At 51.9% G+C, this 21,708-nt stretch carries 19 protein-coding genes; 2 read left to right on the top strand and 17 right to left on the bottom strand.

The window, feature by feature from the left end:
• The 16 genes from MBEAL2_RS11605 to MBEAL2_RS11530 all read right to left on the bottom strand — a co-directional run bounded on the left by MBEAL2_RS11605 (position 1) and on the right by MBEAL2_RS11530 (position 19,655).
• The gene (locus tag MBEAL2_RS11605; protein WP_047152467.1) at positions 1–2,820 is read right to left on the bottom strand and encodes a VWA domain-containing protein; all 2,820 of its coding nucleotides are present in this window, start codon (positions 2,818–2,820) and stop codon (positions 1–3) included.
• Positions 2,810–4,687, bottom strand: coding sequence for a vWA domain-containing protein (locus MBEAL2_RS11600; protein WP_047152466.1), 1,878 nt, complete (start codon positions 4,685–4,687; stop codon positions 2,810–2,812). The genes MBEAL2_RS11605 and MBEAL2_RS11600 overlap by 11 nt, the downstream gene beginning before the upstream one ends.
• Positions 4,688–4,701: 14 nt before the next feature.
• On the bottom strand, positions 4,702–5,589 hold the full coding sequence (locus tag MBEAL2_RS11595) for a DUF58 domain-containing protein (protein ID WP_047152465.1): 888 nt from the start codon (positions 5,587–5,589) through the stop codon (positions 4,702–4,704).
• Complete coding sequence (locus MBEAL2_RS11590; RefSeq protein WP_047152464.1) at positions 5,586–6,578, bottom strand: AAA family ATPase; 993 nt, start codon at positions 6,576–6,578, stop codon at positions 5,586–5,588. The genes MBEAL2_RS11595 and MBEAL2_RS11590 overlap by 4 nt, the downstream gene beginning before the upstream one ends.
• Positions 6,579–6,615: 37 nt before the next feature.
• Entirely contained in the window at positions 6,616–8,313 is a 1,698-nt protein-coding gene (locus tag MBEAL2_RS11585; RefSeq protein ID WP_047152463.1) for a DUF8809 domain-containing protein, read from the bottom strand.
• 12 nt (positions 8,314–8,325) lie between these two features.
• A complete protein-coding gene (locus MBEAL2_RS11580) occupies positions 8,326–9,189 on the bottom strand; it encodes an ABC transporter permease (protein WP_047152462.1) in 864 nt (287 codons plus the stop codon).
• Positions 9,186–10,112, bottom strand: coding sequence for an ABC transporter ATP-binding protein (locus tag MBEAL2_RS11575; protein ID WP_047152461.1), 927 nt, complete (start codon positions 10,110–10,112; stop codon positions 9,186–9,188). The genes MBEAL2_RS11580 and MBEAL2_RS11575 overlap by 4 nt, the downstream gene beginning before the upstream one ends.
• The gene (locus MBEAL2_RS11570) at positions 10,113–12,485 is read right to left on the bottom strand and encodes a DUF8815 domain-containing protein (protein ID WP_047152460.1); all 2,373 of its coding nucleotides are present in this window, start codon (positions 12,483–12,485) and stop codon (positions 10,113–10,115) included.
• Positions 12,486–12,576: 91 nt separating this feature from the next.
• Positions 12,577–13,254, bottom strand: coding sequence for a heptaprenylglyceryl phosphate synthase (gene pcrB, locus MBEAL2_RS11565; RefSeq protein WP_047152536.1), 678 nt, complete (start codon positions 13,252–13,254; stop codon positions 12,577–12,579).
• Positions 13,255–13,371: 117 nt separating this feature from the next.
• Positions 13,372–13,674 carry a YerC/YecD family TrpR-related protein gene (locus MBEAL2_RS11560; RefSeq protein WP_047152459.1) on the bottom strand — a complete coding sequence of 101 codons (303 nt, stop codon included), beginning with the start codon at positions 13,672–13,674 and terminating at the stop codon, positions 13,372–13,374.
• A 143-nt stretch (positions 13,675–13,817) separates the two neighbouring features.
• The gene (locus MBEAL2_RS11555) at positions 13,818–14,858 is read right to left on the bottom strand and encodes a DUF3048 domain-containing protein (RefSeq protein WP_047152458.1); all 1,041 of its coding nucleotides are present in this window, start codon (positions 14,856–14,858) and stop codon (positions 13,818–13,820) included.
• Between the two features lie 173 nt (positions 14,859–15,031).
• A complete protein-coding gene (locus tag MBEAL2_RS11550; protein WP_047152457.1) occupies positions 15,032–15,739 on the bottom strand; it encodes an ABC transporter ATP-binding protein in 708 nt (235 codons plus the stop codon).
• Positions 15,739–16,515: an ABC transporter ATP-binding protein gene (locus MBEAL2_RS11545; protein WP_173427711.1), complete on the bottom strand. Its 777-nt coding sequence runs from the start codon at positions 16,513–16,515 to the stop codon at positions 15,739–15,741. The genes MBEAL2_RS11550 and MBEAL2_RS11545 overlap by 1 nt, the downstream gene beginning before the upstream one ends.
• Positions 16,493–17,452, bottom strand: a complete 960-nt coding sequence (locus MBEAL2_RS11540) for a branched-chain amino acid ABC transporter permease (protein WP_047152535.1) — start codon at positions 17,450–17,452, stop codon at positions 16,493–16,495. The genes MBEAL2_RS11545 and MBEAL2_RS11540 overlap by 23 nt, the downstream gene beginning before the upstream one ends.
• A gap of 18 nt (positions 17,453–17,470) precedes the next feature.
• Positions 17,471–18,349, bottom strand: coding sequence for a branched-chain amino acid ABC transporter permease (locus MBEAL2_RS11535; protein WP_047152455.1), 879 nt, complete (start codon positions 18,347–18,349; stop codon positions 17,471–17,473).
• Between the two features lie 106 nt (positions 18,350–18,455).
• Positions 18,456–19,655, bottom strand: coding sequence for an ABC transporter substrate-binding protein (locus tag MBEAL2_RS11530; protein ID WP_047152454.1), 1,200 nt, complete (start codon positions 19,653–19,655; stop codon positions 18,456–18,458).
• A 299-nt stretch (positions 19,656–19,954) separates the two neighbouring features.
• Between MBEAL2_RS11530 and MBEAL2_RS11525 the strand changes: the two genes are divergently transcribed.
• Together MBEAL2_RS11525 and MBEAL2_RS33600 are read left to right on the top strand one after the other, a co-directional pair.
• Positions 19,955–20,212 carry a YgaP family membrane protein gene (locus tag MBEAL2_RS11525; protein WP_047152453.1) on the top strand — a complete coding sequence of 86 codons (258 nt, stop codon included), beginning with the start codon at positions 19,955–19,957 and terminating at the stop codon, positions 20,210–20,212.
• Positions 20,213–20,275: 63 nt separating this feature from the next.
• On the top strand, positions 20,276–20,407 hold the full coding sequence (locus MBEAL2_RS33600) for an EYxxD motif small membrane protein (RefSeq protein WP_269082468.1): 132 nt from the start codon (positions 20,276–20,278) through the stop codon (positions 20,405–20,407).
• A 10-nt stretch (positions 20,408–20,417) separates the two neighbouring features.
• On the opposite strand, the gene purD is transcribed toward MBEAL2_RS33600, so the two are convergent.
• Positions 20,418–21,704 (bottom strand): phosphoribosylamine--glycine ligase, encoded by a 1,287-nt coding sequence (gene purD, locus MBEAL2_RS11520; protein WP_047152452.1) that lies wholly within the window; start codon positions 21,702–21,704, stop codon positions 20,418–20,420.
• Between the last annotated feature and the right edge of the window lie 4 nt (positions 21,705–21,708).

Below are 21,708 nucleotides of genomic sequence, written 5' to 3'. Positions count from 1 at the left end.
CTATTCTTCTTTTCGATGGTTTTTCTTCGCTTCAAGCAAACGATTGAACGTAGCACCGCGTGCCGCGGGATTATCCCCGCTGTTTGCCGCTTTTTTCTGCTTCGCTATCAGCGGCTCTCTCAGTTTTACCGGTGCCGGCCGTGTCTGGGGGGCAGGCGCTTTTTCTTTGTATTGCTCTTTTTTTGCCGCCAGTGTACCGAGCGCGGCTGCCCTCTCCGAGGAAGGTGCCTGTTCTCTCGCGGAGAAGGGCAGCTTTGCTTTCATTCGCTGAATCCAGGAAGCGGGAACTTGCACTCTGCGCAGTGCGATATCGAGCGGCCAGAGGAGCGCCGCCACCATCAAAAGCAAATCGCTGATGTCCTGCCTATCCCACTTGCCGGGCAAATCCCCCGCGAAAGACGCTTTCGGTTTTTCCAGAAGCTTGCCGCCTCCCGCCTTCACCATCGCGGCTGCCTTCTGCTCCCCGCCCGACCTGATTCCGTACTCCGGGGAATACGAAAGGGTCAATCCCTCTGTCTGGCTGGCGGTGATTTTATCTCCCTCTTTCTGCACGATTTGCAGCATATACGTGCCGGGCCTGTCGGCGGCAAACTCCCCCTGCAGCTTTCCGGGGGCTGTCGGCTGCAGCCGGATAACCTGCCTTTTCAGCTCATTGTCCAGGATGACCGCCTCCATGCTCTGCGGCAGCGGGCTGTTCGGCGGAAGCTGCACTTTTACCGTCGCCCGCGTGCCATCCACCCCGGTTTCCGTTTCCCATCCCGCATGGGAAATCTGCGGAAACGTCCAGCTTATAATGTCGCTCCACAGGCGGCTGCTCATATTCCATGCCGCCCAACCCGGCGCCCACTTCCCTTCCAGGTCACTCGTCCAGGCCACCGTTCGCCCGAGCCCATACTGCCACCTGGCCAGAACCGGATCCGAGTCAGCGCTGACAAGCGCAAGCTCCGCCGTCTGCTTCGGAGTCGTTGCGATGTACGTATGCAGCAGCGGGATCGGCTGATTAAGCACGGACCAGTCATGCGCTGCCGGGTGTTTAGGAACGTGTGGTTTTTCCACGATAAATGTCCGCGTCGACAGCGCGGTCTCTTTACTAAATATTTTCGGGATGCTGCTCGCATCATTGCTTTGGTAGTAGCGGCCTTTTCCAAACTGTGCGATTTGCTCCAGAAGGGCTGTGTCCGCATCCCCTCCGACGGCCACTGTTGAAACGGTAATGTTCTTTTGCTTCATCTCTTCAAGCAGGCTTTCGTAATCGCTCTGCTGGCTTGATTGGCCGTCGGTCAGTAAAATCACGTGCTTGCGCTGCGTTTTCATCTCCTGGGCTTTCTCGTAGGCGACCTCGAGGGCGGAGAAAATTTCGGTTCCGCCGTCTGCATAGATGCTGCCGATTTTTTCCTGAATGTCCGAAAGCTTCGTGACCGGCGTCGGTTCAACGACCGTCCACGGCGTACTGTCGAAGGCGACCACGCTTACCTGGTCCTTGCTGTTCAGCATTTCCGTTGCGCGGTTGGCCGCTTCTTTGGCAAGCTCCATTTTGTTCGGACCGCCCATGCCGGACGCCATGCTTCCTGACTTATCGATTACAAGCGTAAGCCCGAGCGAAGGAAGCTCTTCTTTTCCCTTCAAATCCATCTCAACCGGCAGCGCTTCCTCAATCGGCGTCTTAAACCACCCGCCCATCCCGAAGCTGTCCGGCCCGCCTGTCATGACAAAGCCCATCCCGAGATCGCGAACCGCCGTCCGAATTCGCCCCATATCAATGTCGCTTATCTGCGTGGCCTGGACATGAGCAAAAACGAGGCTGGCGTATCCTTTGTAATCATTCAATTCCCTCGGAAGCATCGCCGGGTTTTTCAATTCGACGTTCAGCCCGCCCGCCTGCAAAGCATGAACGAGGTTATCCGCCGCTCCATCATGTCCCTGCACAATCAATATCTTCGGCGATCCGCTCACCCGCGTGAACGCGTACGCCTCGTTGTTTACCCGGATCGTATCTTTATCCGCCGTTAACTCCGCCCGGTACCGATGGAATCCTTCTGCAGCCGCTTTGCCGTCGAAAACGAAACGATTTTCTCCTTTTTCGATTGCAACAGACTGCTGGCCCGCTTCCCGGTTTCCTTCATAGAAACGAAGCATTCCTCTGGTTGCGGTCGTGCTGTTTACCGTAACTTTCCCCTGAAACGCTTCTCCAATAAAGAGCCGGTCGGGGAGCTGGAGGGAAGTAATCATCACTTCATCGCCCGCACGCTGGGGAAGATACACCGCATCGGTGACAATGCCCCGCTCTTTGGCGAGGCGAGCTTCTGCCGCCGCATCCCCGCGCGTTTCCAGCCCGTCAGTCAGCACAACAATCCGTCCTCTCGCCTGGCTTGGAATCATGCCGGTTGCCAGGCGGATACCTTCCGCGAGATTCGTCGCATGCGGGTTCACCGGGACACCGAGAGTGGTCAGCTGCCTGCTGTCCTTCACCGGCTGCTCAACCCCCGCCTCGCCGCCGACGGAAACAATCCCGAAGCTGTCCTCCGGTTTCTTCGCCTGGACGGCATCCCGCAGAAACGGCACGATTCGCCCGTCATCATTCATCGATGCCGAACGGTCCACGACAAATACAACCGTTTCTCCCCGTACAGGAAACAAAAGCAGAATGCCTGAAAGGGAAAGAATGAGACAGCTGAAAAAAAGCAGGCGGATTCCCGCAATCCAGTGCCGCTTGCTGCCGCCTGCGCCTGCCTTATGCCGGCTTCTCCACCACCACAGAATGAGTGCGACCGCGGGTATGAATAGAAAAAGGAAAAGAGGCTGTTGGAAACTAATAGCCACGCTGATACACCACCCATTCCATGAAAGCGACGAGAAGCGCAAGGGCCGCAAGCCAGAAGGTCAGTTCCATCTGTCCTCCCCCTCCTTTTCCGGGCGTTTTCTTCTCACCGTCACCGGATTGTTCTTCTTTACTATCCGGCTGTACCGCAGCCACCTGAATGGCCCGCGGCGTAATCCGGGATTCTTCTTCTCTCATTTCCGCCGTAAAAAAGCGGACCGTCTTCCGGCCCCCTTCCACTTCCTCCAGCTGGTACAAGCCTGTCTGCTCAGGGATACGGTAAAGCAAAGCGGTCCCCCGGGTCTGCAGTTCTTCCCTCGTTCCATCCGGCCTAATCATCGTCCGGCTTTCCGCACCCGGCGCAAAGGAGAGCGTCATCGTTTCACCGGGGTAGGCGGCTCCTGCAGAAGTGGCCTGTGCAGGCGACAGCCAGGACAGCGCATTCTGGATGAAGATCGGAAATGCGGGACGGAGCGCAAAATCAGACGCATGGATGTCAAATCCGAGAATGACAACTCTGCTAGCGCCAATGTTTCCTGCGGCAACGAGCGTTTTCCCACCGGAGACAACAAGGGGTTCGATGCCATTCATTTCACCGAAGGAAGCAGCGCTTGCAATATGTACGTTCTTCCAATCGACATGCTTTAGGAGGGGGTGGTCCTGCTTTTTTACTTCGATCGCTTTCGTTATCTCCCCTTCCGTCTTATACGGAAGCCAGTCGGTGCTCTTACCGGGAGCAAGCAGTAGAACATCCCCTTCCGGCAGCCGCTCCGGAACATACCTGTCTAACACCCAGACGTTAACAGGCTCTTTTTTCCCATCCGGCATGCGCTCCGCCTTCTCTACCTCCACCCGCGGATCGAGCGATAAGGCCTGGCTTACAAAGCGGTTCCCTTGCGGTGAGACAAGCATCACTTTTGCTTTTTCCTGTGAGAAAGGAACGCTCCACCGCTCGTTATCCTCCGCCAGCGCGTCCCCGTCGATTTTTAGTACGGCATGATAAGCCGGGCGCTGAGGCAGGTTAGAAAAGGTAACGGAACGGCTGCTGTTCCCGTCCACTTCAAAACCGGACACGTCAAGCATACGGTTATCTGCCCCGTACACGATGACGCTTCCTTTTTGCTTGCGTGTTCCGTAATTATCAATGCGGAGCAGCGCTTCCACCGCCTTCTCCCTTCTTTGCGCCGCAAAGACGGCAATGGCTGTATTCTCTCTACTGCTGCCGATTTGAATGTGGCGGAAACTTCCTGCCGGCAAATGATCAGACGAGGCAAGCAGGCCTTCCTGTGCTCCGTCCCCCAGCCAGATGATTTCGCTGCCCCGATCTGAAAGTGCAATCGCTTTCGCAAGTGAAAACGCAGCATGGTAGTCGGCTGTCCCTGGCCGGGCGTAAATGGAGGCAAGCGCTCCGCGAAGCGCCTTTGTATCCGAACTTCTGGTAAGGACAACTCTCGGCTGAATGCCCGCCTCCAGCAGAGTCACGGTTTGTTTTCCGCTGAGGTGTTCAATGACCGTCTCCGCTTCCTTCTGTGCCAGTTGGAACCTTGTGCCCTCCCCTTCCTTTGCAAGCATGCTTCCCGAGGAGTCAACGACAAGAATCGTGTGTGCCGCCGAAGCGCCTTCTATGGGCACTGCCGGCTTCAGAAGGGCGAGGATAAGCAGAGCTGCCGCAGCCAGCTGCAGGAGGAGAAGCAAATTCCGCTTCAGCTTCTGCCAGGGCCGATTCGCCTCGCGGTCGCGAAGCAGGCGCTGCCAGAGGAAGGTGCTCGATATTTCCTGTTCCTCGTATTTCCGCTTCAGAAGATAGAGAGCAAGAATGGCGGGAATCATAAGTAAAAATCCAAGATTATAAAGCGCAAGCCACTGCATTGTTTTCCTCCCTTCTAGCGGACGAGCCCTGCCTGCTGAAATACTTGAAAGATGATTTCTTCAATGCTTGCTTCGGGACGAACATCGATGTACGTTAAGCCCCGCCTGTGCGCATAATCGGCCATTCCCTGCCTGAATTCACGCAGCGATCGCTCGTATGTATGCAGAAGGGCCTGCGACACGGCGACCTCTGTTTTGCTCTGTGTCTCGCTGTCCACCAGGCGCAGATCCCCCTGCATGGCCGGTGTACGTTCCTCCTCAGCGAGAAGATGGACGAGAGAGACCTCCTGCCGCGCTGCCTGAATATAATTCACGCCTTTTTCATAGCCATTCTCATAGAGGAAGTCAGAAAAAATGAGCGAAATCCCGGGTTTCCCGTGCACGGCACGCCCGCCGAAGAGCGCTTCGTTCAGATTTCCCGTCCCCTCCGGTTTGAGCGAAGCGAGAAATGGAAAGAGCCGGTGTGTTTTCCCCTTTCCGAGCAATGAGGGCAGCGCCGCCCGAATCCCGCTATCAAATGCATAGACGGAGATTCTATCAAAATGGTGCAAGGATAAATAGCCGAGCGCTGCCACAAGCTGCACTGCCCGGTGAAACTTCGAAGGCGATCCGAAAGCCATGGACTTGCTGCAGTCAATGTAAAATGAAACATGTACTTCCTGTTCATCAAGGTACGTTTTTAAGAATAGTTTTCCGAGCCGGGCGTAGGCGTTCCAGTCCAGCTGCCTCAGGTCGTCCCCGGGTGTGTAGGAGCGGTAATCGGCGAACTCGATCGAACTGCCGAGGTTCCGGGAACGCCGTTTCCCCGCCTGCGTGCCCCGCATCGCCTGCTTACCTGCGACACACATTCTTTCCAGCCTTCGCAAAAAATCCGGTTCAAGCAGTGGCTGTTCCGTACTCATTTTTCATTCCCCGCTGCCTGCAGAATATCACGGATAATCTCATCGGTGCGAATGCCGTTCGCTTCTCCCTCGAAGTTAAGGAAAATACGGTGGCGGAGCGCGGGCAGGATAACGGCTGTAATATCTTCGAACGCAACATTGTAACGGCCGTCACACAGGGCACGCACCTTGGCCAGCGTCACCATGGCCTGCACGCCGCGCGGCCCCGCCCCCGCGCGCACGTATTTCCGGACAGATTCTGCCGCATTGTCTCCAGGATGGGTGGCGAGCAGCAGCTTTACCGCATATTCAATCACCCGGTCGGCGATGAGGATGTCGCGGGCCGCCCGCTGAATTTCCTGAATGACGGATCCGTCTGCTACTTTTTCTACATTGTTGGAAGGAGCGGACGTAGTGCGGCTTACAATTTGCTGTAATTCCGATTCTGTGGGGAAGGGAACGTCGATTTTAATCATGAAGCGGTCGAGCTGCGCTTCTGGCAGCGGATACGTCCCTTCATTCTCAAGCGGGTTCTGGGTGGCCAGCACAAAGAAAGGCTCGGGCAGCGGGCGGGTTACGCCGCCAACCGATACGGTGTGCTCCTGCATCGCTTCAAGCATGGCGCTCTGTGTTTTCGGTGTGGCCCGGTTAATCTCATCGGCGAGCACCACATGGGCAAAAATTGGGCCCTGCTGGAAGGAGAAGTGCTGCCTCCCTTCTTCGTCCACCTGCAATATGTTCGTTCCGAGGATGTCCGCAGGCATTAAATCCGGCGTAAATTGAATTCTGCGAAACGACAGTTCAAAAGCCTCCGCCAGCGTGCGGACGAGCAGCGTTTTCCCAAGGCCCGGCACGCCTTCAAGCAGCGCGTGCCCTCCGGCGAAAACCGCCCACAGCATTTGGTCGATGACGTCACGCTGTCCGATCATAACTTTGGCAATTTCATTTCGAACCTTGTCTATGTGATTCCGGTATTCTATCAATCGGTTTTCACCGCTTACAGATGGCATGGCCACACCTCTATTCTCATTTTCATTCCGGTTTTCCTTACGGTTCAATATTGCTGAAATAGTCTTTTACGATTTTCTCGTAGTCTGCGGGAATCTCGTTTCGATCCATGCTTTCCCGCGCAAACTTCTCATACTGCTGATACACCTCTTCGTAAGGCCGCGAGACACCGGGAGAGACCTGGCTTTTACCGCTTTGTCTCGATTCAGCCGGTCCCTGCCCGAGCGGCCCGCCGACCGTACCTTCAGGACCCGGGCCGTTTAGGCGTTCGGATGGAATGTTTACCATCTCATGCGTTCCCGCTCCCGTTCCTGCTCCGTTGCCCTGGCCGCCGGCTGAACCACCCGTGCCTGTTCCACTGCCTGTGCCGCCGGTCCCAGTGCCTGAACCGGAGCCGCTGCCCGAGCCGGAACCGTTACCTGAGCCGGCTCCGGTCCCCTGTCCACCTGCTCCCTGACCGCTTTGGCTGGAATTGGGCGGTGCACTACTGTCTCCGGACTGCCCGGGTGCGCCTGTCCCCGCTGTTCCACCCGTACTGCTGCCAGGAGATGCCGCGCTCCCCGGCTGTCCTGCTCCGCCTGCGGCCAGCGTCATTTGCGATTGCTGCAGGGAAGCCATCGCCTGCGCCAGCTGCCGGTTCATCTGTTCCGCCTGCCCGCTTTCCTGCAGCGCCTGCAGCATCGCTTCTCTCATATCCTCATAAGATTGCGGCAGGTTCCCGCTGCGAATATTTTCCGCGGCTTTTCTTAAATTTTCGGCAAGCTGTCCCGCCTGCGGCTCACCGGCTTTGCCAGCCGATTCCTGCCACTTCCTGGCCACTTCCTCCATTAGCCTTGCCATCTCTTCTCTTTCTTTTTGCGGGAGGGAAGCCAGTTGGTTTCTTACCTGCTCCATGGCGCGAAGCAGCGCTTCTTTGTCTTTCTTCTCAAGAGCAGCGGCCGCTTCCTTCATCATTTTATTTTCGGCCAGCTTTTTGTTCATGTCAGCCAGCGCGCTTTGCTTCTGATTTGCTTTTTCCTGAAGCTTATCCAGCCTTTTCCCGGCTGTTTCCAGCGCATTTAGTTTATCTGTCATCGTCCGGGACTCTTTCAAATCCTTTTTTAAATCATCGAGCACTTTTGCCGCTTCTTTCTTCTGCTGATCAGCCAGGCGGTTATTCTCCTGGATTTTCTTCGCCGTCTCTTCCACTTTCTTCTCAACAGTGGAAACCGCCTTTCGCTCCAGTGCCTTCTGCCGCAGGATGCTGTCCATGGAATTCGGGCTGAGAAGCAGTACGAACCAGAAAGTGAAGAGAAAGCCGCCAATGTATACTTCTTTCCTGGAGAAAGGCCATACGTTTATTGCTTTGAGAATGGATGGAAGCGCCTTTTGCAGCCGCTTGACCGCATCTTCCCGTTGCGCAGCGGAAAAAGGAGAGACCGCGCCAACATTGTCAAGCGCGGTCGTTACTCTTTCCTGTAAACCGTTCCGGTCGGCAACGGCTGCGGCCTGACGGTTATCCGGCCCCCAAAGCCAGGCGAGAACAAAGCCGGATATGGTAGAAACGCTGACAAGCAGCACGGCTGCTTCCCTCACAGAAGGAAACGGAAGGAAGTAGGAGATGAGCAAAAGCACCATCCCTGTGCATACCGCATAAAAAGAAAAACGCCCGATGTGGCTGTACATTTTCCGGTACAGCAGCTGCCTGCGTATCGGCTGCAGCAATTCCAGCAAACGGTTTCCTTGCCTCTCCTCCATGCAAATCCTCCTCTACTTTTTAAACAACCTGCGCCTTACAGGCCTAACGAAGTAAATGGCCAGTGAAATACATACAATGGCAATGACTATATAGAATATCATAAACACCCAGTATGGACTGATCGGAAGCTTCCACAATTGAGTGATAACCGGACCAAAGAAGGCATCCTCACCGAAAATGGAAAAGAGCCCGACTGCCGGATGGAAACTGACGAGAAGCTGATCCCATACAGGAAGCTGCTTCGGCGGGCCATATCCTTGATTGGGTGTACGCATAAGCATTTGCTGGATCGCGATAATGAGAACGGTAATTCCGGCCGTATAGCCGAAAATAATCGCATAGGTGACGACCGTGGCCACTCCCGTGCGCTTAATGAGTGTCGAAACGAGCACCCCCACCGCTCCAATCGCAAGCATCGTAACGATGTAAACACCAAACACCTGCACCAGCTGGCCCGGGGAAATCCCGCCAAACAGAAAAACAATGCTGTAGAGCGGAATGGAGGAAAGGACAAGCAAAATCATAAAGCTAAGGGAAGAGAGCCATTTGCCGAAAATGATTTTGGCCGGCGAAAGGTTCGTCGTCAGCAGGATGTTTAATGTCTGCCGCTCCCGCTCTCCGCTGATGACGCCCGCCGTAAGCCCCGGTGTCACGAAAGCGACAAGCGCGAACTGCAGAATGCACAGCATAATAAAAATCGTACGGGCGCTGGAAGGACTGTAGTAGCCCCGCCCCTGTGTCTCCATAAAAATAAAGGTGAAGGCAATTCCGCCCAGGGCGGCAAGATAAAACACAATGGCCCAGGGCGTCCGCTTCGAGCGCATGCGCAGGCGGAGTTCTTTGGATAATACCGGATTTGCCATACGCTGTATCATGTTCCAACCCCCTTCGTGACCTCAAGGAAGATTTCTTCCAGGTTTCCTTCCGTTTCACCGAACGATGCGAGCGGATAGCCCGCCTGGATAAGCTGTGCAAGAAGAGCAGCCTGTTCTTCGTCCGCTCCGGTGAAGCCAGCGAACAGCGTCTGCTGCTGGCGGGACACCGTCGTCACGAGCGGGTGCTCTTTTAAGCTGTCCTCGGCTTCCTCCAGGCGCCCCAGCAGGCGGATTTTAAGCAGCTTCTGCCCCTGCATCCTCGCATGAATTTCATCCACGTTACCGAATGCAATCAACTCTCCTGCCTCGATAATCCCGATTACATCACACATCTCCGCCAGTTCGGGAAGAATATGCGAGCTAATCAGAATAGTCTTCCCCATATTCCGAAGCTCCTTTAGTATTTCACGCAGCTCAATGCGGGCACGTGGGTCCAGGCCGGATGCCGGCTCATCGAGAAGGAGCACCTCCGGATCGTGTACAAGGCAGCGCGCAAGCCCTAAGCGCTGCTTCATCCCGCGCGAAAGCGAATCCACATAGGCGTCTCTTTTCTGCGTTAGGTTTACAAGCTCAAGCAGCTGGGGAATAATTTGCTGGCGCTCCGCCTGTGCGATTCCGTAGCTTGCTCCGTAGAAATCGAGGTACTCATACGCCGTTAAATTATCGTACACGCCAAAAAAGTCGGGCATATATCCAATGAGCCTGCGCACTTCCTTCGGATGTTTGGTTACTTCGTATCCGCCCACGTAGGCCGTGCCGCTCGTTGGGGCCAGCAGTGTAGCCAGAATAGACATGGTCGTCGATTTCCCGGCGCCGTTGGGTCCGACAAATCCGAACACTGTCCCTTTCTCGATTTCAAGGGTAAGGTTTTTTAACGCGTGCATCTTCCCATAGCTCTTGCTTAAATCTTGAATTCCGATCATTTACTTCACCACCTTGCCTTCTACACTAATCGCCGGCTGCCCGATGTGCCGGTTGCCCCCCTGGAACGAGTGGGACAGTTTTACCCGCAGGCGCTTATCAGGAGAAAGATATGCGTTTACCTTATCGCCTGTCAGTTTACTTCCGGTGAACACCTTTTCATACGGTTCGTACGCATTCGTTTTCCAGTTGTATACCTGTTTATCGGCGCGCGTTCCGTCATTTGACCACGTATACAACTGGATGCTGCTCACGTTAAACTTCATGCCCGGTTTTTCAAGCGGAAACTCGAATGTGATGTCGCCTGCAGGCATGAAGTACCCGTCGCCTGTAAAATCAGCCTGCACCGAACTTTCTGTCATTTCCGGCTCAAACGTCCCGGCCGGGAAGTACATATACCCGTCTTTCGAAGGCTTCACATCGACTGTTCCCCTTACGAGCGTTAGGTTGAACGCATCGAACGTGTGGTCCGCAATTTCATTTGTGATGACGGTCTCTCCCGTCCATCCGATGACGGTAACAGGAGTGGACCACATGGCAGGCCCCGGTCCGGGCTGTGTAGCCATATCATTCATCATTTGAAGCATCATTTCTTCCCGGGATGAGCCCGGCGTTCCCATATTGGTATTCCTGAGGCGGGCAGGCATCAGCTGGCGAATCGGGTAGATGCCTCCATTATTATTTGGCTGGATCGCCGCATCCATCTTCAGGTGAACCTGTGCAGAAGCTCCCGCAGCTAAATCAGGCAAGTCCTGTACGTGCCGGCCTTGCATAATGCGTACATCTTTCAGTGCATATTTTGTTTTATTTGTAACCGTACCGATGAGCTGCCCGTCTTTATACATGAGATCGGAAGCAAATCGGCCAGCGTCATCTACCTTTTTCTGCACAGTTGCTTTTCGAAGCGACCAGAATTCTACATTTTTAAACTGGACGTCCGCACGGTCCGCATTCATAGAGATTTGCGTATTTTTTACTCGTTCTGCATTCATGGGGAATGGATCCGTTTGCAAAGGCAACGCGAGACTTCGATCCTTAAATGTAAGTGTATAATCTCCGCCGCTTGGAACGAAAAGGGCCGAAGCACCGTTTAATTCCGCCTGTCCGGAACCCTGTACATCCAGGTACGCTACGTTATGCACCATTACGCGGTCTCCGCGCTTTGCCGCACCGTATTCATAGACGGCAAATGCCGTAAGAAACGCAAGCACAGGAACGGCAACCCAATTCCACTCCCGCTTATCTCTTCGTTTAAGCACGAAATATAGAATCGGTCCAACGATAAGTATGTATCCTCCGAAAACGAGCACAAGGGACGATGTATCGGGCAGTTGAAGGGAAGGAATCCGCTCTGATGCGCTTCCCAGTTGATAGCTGCCGTTCATCAATCCCATATCGCCTTTCATTAACCGGGTTCCCACCGCCTTGTACAGCAGGTTTCCCCACAGCTCGCTGTTTCCGGACCAGCTGGCAACCGGCTCTTCGACTAAATCATACGCTGCGTACAGCACCTCGCCTGATCTGGCCTTTCCCATCGCAAAAATAGGCAGGCCGTTTTCGGAGAACAGTACATTCCCCTGCTTTAAAGTGCCGCTGCTGACCGTGAACGGCTGCTGCAGCTGCAGCGGTTTATTTGCAGCTTTCTCCAGGCTCGCCAGGCGGTTTACCTGTGCCGTTCCATTCACCTGTACGGGAGATAGAGAGGCAAGTTCCCCCGCGGTTTTCGTAAACTGCGCCCCGCCGCCGAGAATGAGCAGCCCGCCTGATTCCGTCCACTCTTTAACCGCTTGCACCTGCTGCTTAGTTAACCGGTCAAGCGGAAAATTATTAAGCACGAGAACATCGAGCCCCTTCAAGGGAGCTGCAAACGCAGGGATGTCTTCGGCTTTTAAATCGACAATCCGCACGGGGGCGGAGAACTTATTTTTAGGCAGAGCCGCCAGGAAGTTCCCTGTATCCGGATCGGCAGCCAGCATACCGACAAACAGCGTTTCCGGTGAGATGCCCGTGCCTCCAAGCTTCGCCTTTGCCAGCTCTGTGTTTTCTTTCATAAACTTCACCTGAAGGTTGGCGTGCAGTCCCTGCCCCGGCACAAGCAGCGTCACCTGCTTCTCCGCTCCTCTAGCAATGCTGACAGGCTGATAATACGTTCCGGAGAACTGATCACTGCCTATGATTTCAAGCGCGATTTTCCCTTCAACATCTTCTCCGTTATTCGTTACTGTAACCCGGACAGGCGTCCAACTGGATGTTTTATATTCTCCGTTTAGCCCGGGGCTTACCTTGATTCCGATCTCTCCTGCCGCCATTCCAGGCGCTGCCCGCAGCAAAAACAGGCATGCGGTAAATAGCAGAACCGCCATTATTTTTCTCATAGGTGAACCTGACCTCTCTTTGTAATTGGAATCCCTCTCTTTATATACTTAAATTTAGGAGAATTTGTTTCAGCTACAAGAAAGTTTTTTTCTATTTTTTTACTGCTGATACAGTAGCAAGCGCCTGCTCAATATCTTCATATACAATGTTGCCGACAATAATCGTATCAGCCCATTCCGCCATTTCCGCCGCCTGCTCCGGTCCGCTGATGCCGCCGCCGTAAAAAATTCTACTGTTATGTATGACCTTGTGAGCAGCCTGCACCTTCCTCACATCTCCGTATATACCGCTGTATTCAATATAAAAAATCGGCAGCTTCAGCATTTGATCCGCAAGGCGGGCGTACGCTTTTATTTTGTCTTCATCGAGGTCAGCCCGGCTTTCCGTAAGCCGGGCCACTGACGAGTTCTCGTTGCAGACAACATACCCTTCTACGTAAACATCTTTCCAGTTAATAAACGGCCCATGTTCTTCCAATCCTTTCACGTGCGCATTCAGAATCCATTCCGGGTTTTGCGCGTTGAGAACAAGAGGAATGAAATAAACATCAAAGCCGGGAACAATCGCATCGACATTGGATACTTCAAGCGCACAAGGAACGGCGTGGCGCCTGATGCGGGCCAGCAAATCAATCGTATTGTCGAAGGTAACGTTCGTTGTCCCTCCGACAATGATGGCGTCCGTCCTCGATTCACACAATCCTTCGAGCGCCTCCTCACCTATCTCCTTATCTGGATCTAATTTAAATACGTGCCGCCATTTTTCCATTTCCAAGGTAAATATCCTCCTCTATTTGCATCTGCCTACATTATACAGAATATTTTCGTTCTCCAAAAAGAAAGGTGTGAACCCCACCGGCAGTGAGATTCACACCTTCCTTGATTCCTATGCTTTTTCCGGTTCGCCCACCCGATCAAGCGCCATGGTGTAGCCGCCGTTTCCGTAATTCAGGCAGCGCTTTACCCGCGATATCGTTGCGGTGCTCGCGCCCGTTTCTTCTTCAATCTGGCTGTATGTTTGTTTTTCACGCAGCATTCGTGCTACTTCCAGGCGCTGCGCCATCGACTTCATTTCATTTACCGTGCATAAATCATCAAAGAACAGATAGCACTCTTCCATCGTATTCAATTTCAGAACGGCTTCAAACAACTGCTCCAGTTCTTTCCCTTTGATTTTATCTAATTGCATGAACCTATTCCTCCGTCCCGTGCACATTATACTTTATCTCAGCATTACTTTAAAATTTTTAAGAACTAAAGTGTTTGCTATTTTTATAATATGCAATAAAAGGAACTTTGACAAGGAAAACGTTTTCTTTTGCCGGAAAACTTCTAGCGGAAGCTCACATGGCTGGCAAGGGACGGCGCTGTAGGGACGACATTGATCCAGGTTGTTCCCGGATATAACAGCATCTCCGTTCCGTTGCGATAAGCCCGAATGGCGCCGTCTTTTCGTTCCCACCTAATTCGTATTGCTTTTCCGTGCTGGAAGAGGTAGCCGTCTCCCGGTCCATTGCTGTCGATTTCCAGGCGCCCTTCACGGTCAATGGTGCGATGGCGTGCACCAATGACAAGAACGTTGGTGGCGGTTAACTGCTTGCCCGTTTCTTTATCCATGTGAGGCTTCTCCGCTGTAAAACGCTTATATTGCTTGGATACTTCATCATATTCGTAGCCCGCCGTATTCCGCTTTGAATACGTAACATGGATGCTTGTTCCGGGCTCTCCCTGCACCTGATCTGACTCCTTCATGAAGTGAAAGGAAGGGATTGTCCCTTCCGCCGCGTACCCTTTTTCCTCTGCCCCTTTGCGCAGTTTGTCAATGCTTGTATACAAGTTGTGCGGGGCCTTGCGCGTTTTCACCCGCCAGTATGCTTTGCTGTAGGAGTAGATTTCGTCCATGTCGGCGTAGCTTCCTGCCCGCAGCATGCTCAGCGCGGTTACGCTTCCGCCGGCGTGGGAGATGATGGAATCAAATCCTTCACTGATGTCTACATTGTAAGGCCGGATGCTGCGCACCGGTCCGACGACTTCAGGGGACTGGCTCTGGTAGAATGCCATAAATCGTGTAATCAGGCCTTCTTCGAGAAGCTCGTAGACGATGTCGGCTTTATCGAGCCCGGATTGCGGCCGGGCTTTGGAATGATTATTAACCATGACGAGCACTACCCGTTTTTTACTCTCTTCCTTTATGGGAAGCCCGGTCAGTGGAGCGGTGAATACAGGGCTCGGTGCATCGGCCGGTGCAGCCGGTACTGGCTGTGTCTGTGGCGGGTTCGCTCCCCCGTTTAGCGCAGCCGTTTGGTGGCTGCATGCCGCAGTGAGTGTTACTGCCAGCGTGAGCAAAGCGGTCGTTATCCGTTTATATTTCATTTATGTACCTCTTTTCTGTTCTGCCAAAAATTAGCCTTCCCCATTTGTATCGGCAATATAATGGGAAACCTCATACTCTATTTTATTAGCCTGTACGGAAAAAATCCCCACTTTCCAGAAAAAGACCGGGAAAGTGGGGATGATTTGAAGTTTTGTTATACCGTGTTTCGGCCTTAGTGCCCGCCGAGATACGCCATCTTAATCTGGTCGCTGGCGTTAAGCTCTTCAGCAGTACCTGACAGAACAACGCGGCCTGTTTCAATTACGTAGGCACGGCTTGCGATAGAGAGGGCCATATGGGCATTCTGCTCAACGAGCAAAACCGTTGTGCCGCTCTCGTTAATTTCTTTAATAATATTAAAAATCGTTTTAACGAGCAGAGGGGCCAGTCCCATTGATGGCTCATCCAGCAATAAAAGCTTCGGCCGGGCCATCAGGGCTCTTCCCATGGCGAGCATTTGCTGTTCCCCGCCGGAGAGCGTGCCGGACAATTGCTTGCGGCGCTCATTTAAACGAGGGAACAAGTCATACACCCGCTGAAAATCTTTTTTAATGCCGTCCGCATCTTTACGCAGAAACGCGCCCAGCTCCAGATTTTCTTCTACCGTCATATTTGCAAACACGCGCCGTCCTTCCGGCACGTGCGAGATTCCGCCTTTAACGATGACCTGGGCGGCTTTGCCGCCGATTGATTGCCCAAGGTACGAGATGGTTCCTGCTTTCGGTTTCAAAAGCCCCGAAATTGCTTTAAGCAGTGTGCTCTTTCCCGCTCCGTTCGCGCCGATAAGGGTCACAATCTCTCCTTCGTTTACCTCAAGCGACACGCCTCGCAATGCCTGGATATTTCCATAGTAAACATCGATTCCTTCTACTTTTAACATTAGGAGACCTCCTCGCCGAGATAAGCTTCAATTACCTTCGGATTGTTGCGAATCTCCGATGGTGAACCATGAGCAATTAACTGGCCGTGGTCCAGAACGTAGATACGTTCGCATACGCCCATGACGAGCGGCATGTCATGCTCAATTAATAAAATCGTTAAATTGAACTCTTTGCGGATAAAAGCAATAAGCTCCATCAGTTGATGTGTTTCCTGCGGGTTCATCCCTGCCGCCGGCTCATCAAGCAACAGCAGCTTCGGCCCCGCGGCCAGCGCGCGGGCAATTTCGAGGCGGCGCTGCTGCCCGTAAGGAAGATTTTTCGCCTGCTCATCCTTCGCCTGATCCAGGTTAAAGATTTTTAGGAATTGAAGTGCTTTTTCTTCCATTTCCCTCTCTCCTGCAAAATGCCCCGGCAGGCGGAAGATAGAACTGAAAATCGTATGCTTGGATAAAGAATGGTAGGCTACTTTTACATTATCAAGCACAGAAAGTTCACTGAACAACCGGATGTTCTGGAATGTCCGGCTGATTCCTCTGCGGGTAATCTGGTATGGCGGCAATCCGTTCAGTTTAGCCCCATTAAAGCTAATTTCTCCTTCTGTAGGTACATAAACACCTGTCAGCAGGTTAAAGAACGTTGTTTTACCGGCACCGTTCGGCCCGATTAATCCGATAAGCTCGCCCTCGTGCAATTCAACGTTCACGTCGGAGACAGCCTTTAGCCCGCCGAATTGTATTCCGACCTTGTCAACCTTAAGCAGCGGTGTGTTTGCCATCAGACTTACCTCCTTCCGTACGGGAACGTTTTGTAAACAGCTGCGTAATTTCCTTTGTTCCCATTAAGCCCTGTGGACGGTACAGCATCGTAACAATCAGCACGAGACTGTAGAAAATCATCCGTGTTTCCGGATAATCCTGGAGGAACGTAGAAATAATCGTTAATAGAATCGCGGCAATGACTGCGCCGGACATGCTGCCAAGCCCGCCCAATACAACAAAAATCAGGATATCAAATGATTTAAGAAAGCCGAAATTCGTCGGCTGGATAATATAGAAGTTATGTGCATACAGTCCGCCGGCAATACCGGCGAAGAAAGAACCGATTGCAAAAGCAATAACCTTGTAGTAGGTTGTGTTAATTCCCATTGCATCGGAGGCAATTTCATTTTCGCGGATAGAAATACAAGCCCGGCCGTGCGTTGAGTTGGTGAAATTCGTGATAACGATAATCGTTGCAAGCAGACTAAAAAACACCCAGGACCAGGTTGCCAGGTGGGATACCTGCATCCCGCTGGCTCCTCCAACGTACTGGAAATTCAGGAAAACAATCCGGACAATTTCCCCGAATCCGAGTGTCGCAATCGCAAGGTAGTCCCCTTTTAAGCGCAAGCTTGGGATTCCGATGATAAGCCCGGCAGCCGCTGCAGCGATCCCACCGGCCAGCAGCCCAACTCCGAAAGGAAGGTGAAGCTTCATTGTGAAAATAGCCGACGCATACGCGCCCACCGCCAGGAAACCGGCATGCCCAATCGAAAACTGGCCTGTAATTCCAATAATAAGGTGCAAACTAACAGCCAAAATAATGTTTATTCCCATAAAGAAAAGAGTATTAACATAAAACGGATTCAATGCGGAAGAAGAAATAAGAAACTCAATAATTCCGTAACCGATAAGCGCAAGGACAATGGAAAACCAAAATCCTTTGGATTGCATGCGTTTCACTTGTCCCACCTACACTTTCTCCCTGATATTTTTACCGAAGAGACCCGACGGTTTGAAGATAAGGATAAGAATCAGTACGACGAAAGCAACTCCGTCTCTCCAGAGTGAATATCCTACTGCGCTTACCAGGGATTCTACTACGCCAAGCACCAGTCCGCCGACCATCGCACCCGGGATAATGCCGATGCCTCCGAGAACAGCGGCAACGAAGGCTTTAAGCCCTGGAATGATGCCCATTAAAGGTTCAATCTTAATATAGTAAATCCCGAAAATAACGCCTGCCGCTCCTGCAAGAGCAGAACCGATAGCAAACGTGGCAGAGATTGTATTATCTACGTTAATTCCCATCAGGCGGGCTGCTTCTGCGTCAAACGACACCGCTCTCATCGCTTTTCCGATTTTTGTGCGGTGAACAATAAATTGAAGCAAAATCATTAAGCCGAGGGATACACCAAGAATAAGCAGGGATTGGCTGTTTACCGTTGCTCCAAAAATCTCAAATGTTTTTGTCGGTACCGCATCACCCGGATACGCTTCCGGCTGCGGACCACGAATATAAATCGTCCCGTACTCAATGAGGAGGGAAACACCGATAGCGGTTATTAATGCTGCGATTCTTGTTGCGTTTCGGAGCGGCTTATAAGCGATCCGCTCGATTAACATGCCGAAAATAGCGCAAACAACCATGGCGATTAATAATGCCGGCACAAATCCGAGCCCAAGGCCGGTAATGGCGTAAAACCCTACAAACGCCCCTACCATAAACACGTCACCGTGCGCGAAGTTAATTAGTTTAATAATCCCGTATACCATCGTATAACCAAGGGCGATGAGGGCATAAATGCTTCCGAGCGAAATGCCATTGATAAGCTGCTGTACAAATTCCATAACACGCACTCCTCTTGAGTCATACTTTCGCGCAATAACGCGCTGCTGTACTCTATAAAATTATGAATGGGGGGCAAGCCCCCCACTCATTTGGTCTAACTATTTTCTATGGATTTACCGTTGAGTTATATGTTTGCTCTCCATTTTTGTATTCAAGGATGGCAGCCGATTTAATCGGGTTGTGGCTCGCATCTAATGTTACTTTTCCAGATACAAGCTCAAGGTCTTTCGTTTGCTCAAGAGCGGCTTTAATCTTATCCGGCTCTGCACTTCCAGCACGTTTGATCGCATCAGCCAGGAAGTAAGCAGCGTCATAGCCCAGAGCGGCAAACGCATCAGGTTTGGCATTGTTTTTTGCCTGGAAGGCTTTTACAAAATCTTGAACTTTCGGGCTCTTATCTTCAGGTGAATAGTGGTTTGTGATGAACGTATTGTTAAGCGCGTCTTTACCCGCGATTTCAACAAGTTTTGGAGAATCCCAGCCGTCTCCGCCCATGATTGGAGCTTTAATTCCCATTTCACGCGCCTGCTTTACAATAAGGCCTACTTCTTCATAATAGCCTGGCACGAAAATAAATTCTGGATTTTTCGCTTTAAGACGAGTGAGGGTCGCACGGAAATCCGTATCTTTGGCAACATACGCTTCTTCCCCCACGATTTTTCCGCCGTTCTTGCCGAATGATTCTTTAAAAGCATCCGCAAGGCCTTTTGCGTAGTCACTGGAGCTGTCGATGAACACAGCCGCATTCTTTACTTTCAGTGTAGTGCTGGCGAAGTTAGCCGCTACCGTTCCCTGGAAAGGATCGATGAAGCATGCACGGAATACATAATCCTTTGCCGTCTTGCCGTCATCCTGTACTGTAATTTTCGGGTTGGTTCCGGTTGGCGTTAATAAAATAACTTTATTGTCCTGCGCAATCTGGGTCTGGGCCAGTGTGTTTGTACTTGTAGCCGAACCGAGAATCGCCACTACTTTATCCTGGCTCACTAATTTAATCGCACCGCTTGTCGCTTCTGCGGCGTCAGACTTGTTGTCCACTTTTATAACTTCCAGCTTCTTGCCGTTAATTCCCTCTTTGTTAATTTCCTCTAACGCAAGGTCAAGGCCTTTTGCGATGGATGATCCAAAGGATGCAGTCCCCCCGGACAGTTCAAGGTTAGCCCCAATTTTAATTGTGTCACCGCCACCGCCTGCTCCGCCTCCGCTATTTGCGGTTCCGGCTGATTCTTTCGCTCCGCTGCAACCAGCGAGCATTCCTGCTACAAGAAGAAAAACAAGTAAAAATACCGGCAGTTTTCTCTTCATCTTCTGACCCCCTATTGATCTAATGTTTAAAACAGATTAATTGTTCTGAAAACTATTTTAACTGATTCCTACCTGCCCGTCTAGCTAAAAAACATTAACTTTTTAAAAATGTCAAACTTTACACTATTTATCTTTTTATTTGAATTATCAAATATGTGGAAGGGATAATTTTGATGTAAATATAAGGGGTTTATTACTTTATCAACCCTAATAAATTAGGCGTATATTCTCTTCTATTTTTCACATCCTAACTACGAACTGGCCCTTCATTATGCCGTACTTTTGCAGGGAGGTAACCAATGAAAAAAAATGTAGGCACAATTGACGCCCTTCTTCGTATTATGCTCGGCTTAATCGGCCTGTCCTGGAGTACCGCCAGGATGGCAAGGTACCCATACAAGACGTCGCCTTTTATTATTGCCATTTTATCCGCCATGAAAGTAGCGGAGGGGATTACCCGTTTTTGCCCGATGCTTGCCTTGATGAGAACCAACACGAGAGGGAATGTGGATAAGAAACCGTACCAGATTGCCGATTATCCCCGCAGCATGAAATAAAAAGACAACAAGCGGCATACTCAATGGCTGAGTATGCCGCTTGTTTAAAAAAGAGGTGTACATATGAACCGTTTCACCTGGGAAATGTTGAGCGATAACACTTATGTGATTGTTACTGTACTCGCTTCACTTGCCATTGTTGTTTATGTTTGGCTGACTTACAATAGCAAGAAAAACAGCCGCTATAAGTCATAGGATGGGGATTTTATGCTCTTCCCCTGTCCTCCGCCTGCCGAAGCGCTTTGTTCCCGATATCTTTTCTGTAGTGTGCCCCTTCAAAAGAAATGGACCGGGCCGCTTCGTATGCCTTGTCCTGCGCTTCATACAAATCTTTTCCGAGCGCCGTTACGCCAAGGACGCGTCCGCCATTCGTAACAATCCGGCCGTTCGTTTCCGCCGTGCCGGCGTGAAATACAATGAGTTCTTCTGTATTCTCAGGCAAGCCGGTGATTTCTTCTCCTTTTGTATAGGGACCAGGATACCCTCCCGCTGCCATAATGACACAGACCGCCGCATTGTTTTTCCATTCAACTTTACAGCCCGCCAGCCTTCCCTCAACAGCCGCAAGAAAAATGTCAACAAGGTCGCTTTGAAGGCGCGGCAGGATAACCTGGGTTTCTGGATCGCCGAAACGCGCATTGTATTCAATGACTTTCGGTCCTTCCTGCGTCATGATTAAACCCGTATACAGAATGCCGCGAAACGGGCGCCCCTCCGCAACCATCGCCTTAGCGGTCGGAACGATAATCGTATCAATCGCCTGCCGGACAATGGATTCATCGATATGAGGCACCGGGGAATACGTGCCCATCCCACCTGTATTCGGCCCTTTGTCGCCATCATAGACAGGTTTATGATCCTGAGAAGGAACCATAGGAATCACCGTTTCTCCGTCAACAAAGGAAAGGATCGTCATTTCTTCACCGGCCAGATATTCTTCCACGACAACGGTGGAGCCTGCTTCCGCAAACACCCCATCAAGCATCATGGCCGCCAGCGCCTCTTCTGCTTCTGAGAGCGCATGGGCAACGGTTACGCCTTTGCCTGCGGCCAGCCCGTCGGCCTTGATTACAATGGGAGCACCCTGCTCGCGAACGTAAGCAAGCGCCTCATTGTGAGCCGTAAAGGAGCGGTAGGCGCCTGTAGGGATTTCGTATTTCTTCATGATATCTTTCGCAAACGTTTTGCTTCCTTCAAGGAGAGCCGCCTCTTTTGCCGGGCCAAATACGGCAAGGCCGCGCTCTTCAAAATAATCAACAATGCCGCCCAACAACGGGTCTTCCGGACCGATAACCGTTAAATCGACCTGTTCCTTCTGTGCGAATTCAGCCAGCGACGCGAAGTCATTAACGCCAATCGCAACGCATGTGGCTAGAGAAGCGATGCCCGCATTTCCCGGCGCGCAAAAAACTTGAGAAACTTTAGGACTTTGAGCAAGCTTCCACACGAGAGCATGCTCCCGTCCGCCGCTGCCAACAACAAGCACTTTCATTCCC

The sequence above is a fragment of the Aneurinibacillus tyrosinisolvens genome (assembly GCF_001015055.1).
GTDB classification, from domain to species: Bacteria; Bacillota; Bacilli; order Aneurinibacillales; family Aneurinibacillaceae; genus Aneurinibacillus_A; species Aneurinibacillus_A tyrosinisolvens.
The sequence above is the reverse complement of the archived record's forward strand: the minus strand, read 5'-3'. Positions and strand labels throughout refer to the sequence as shown.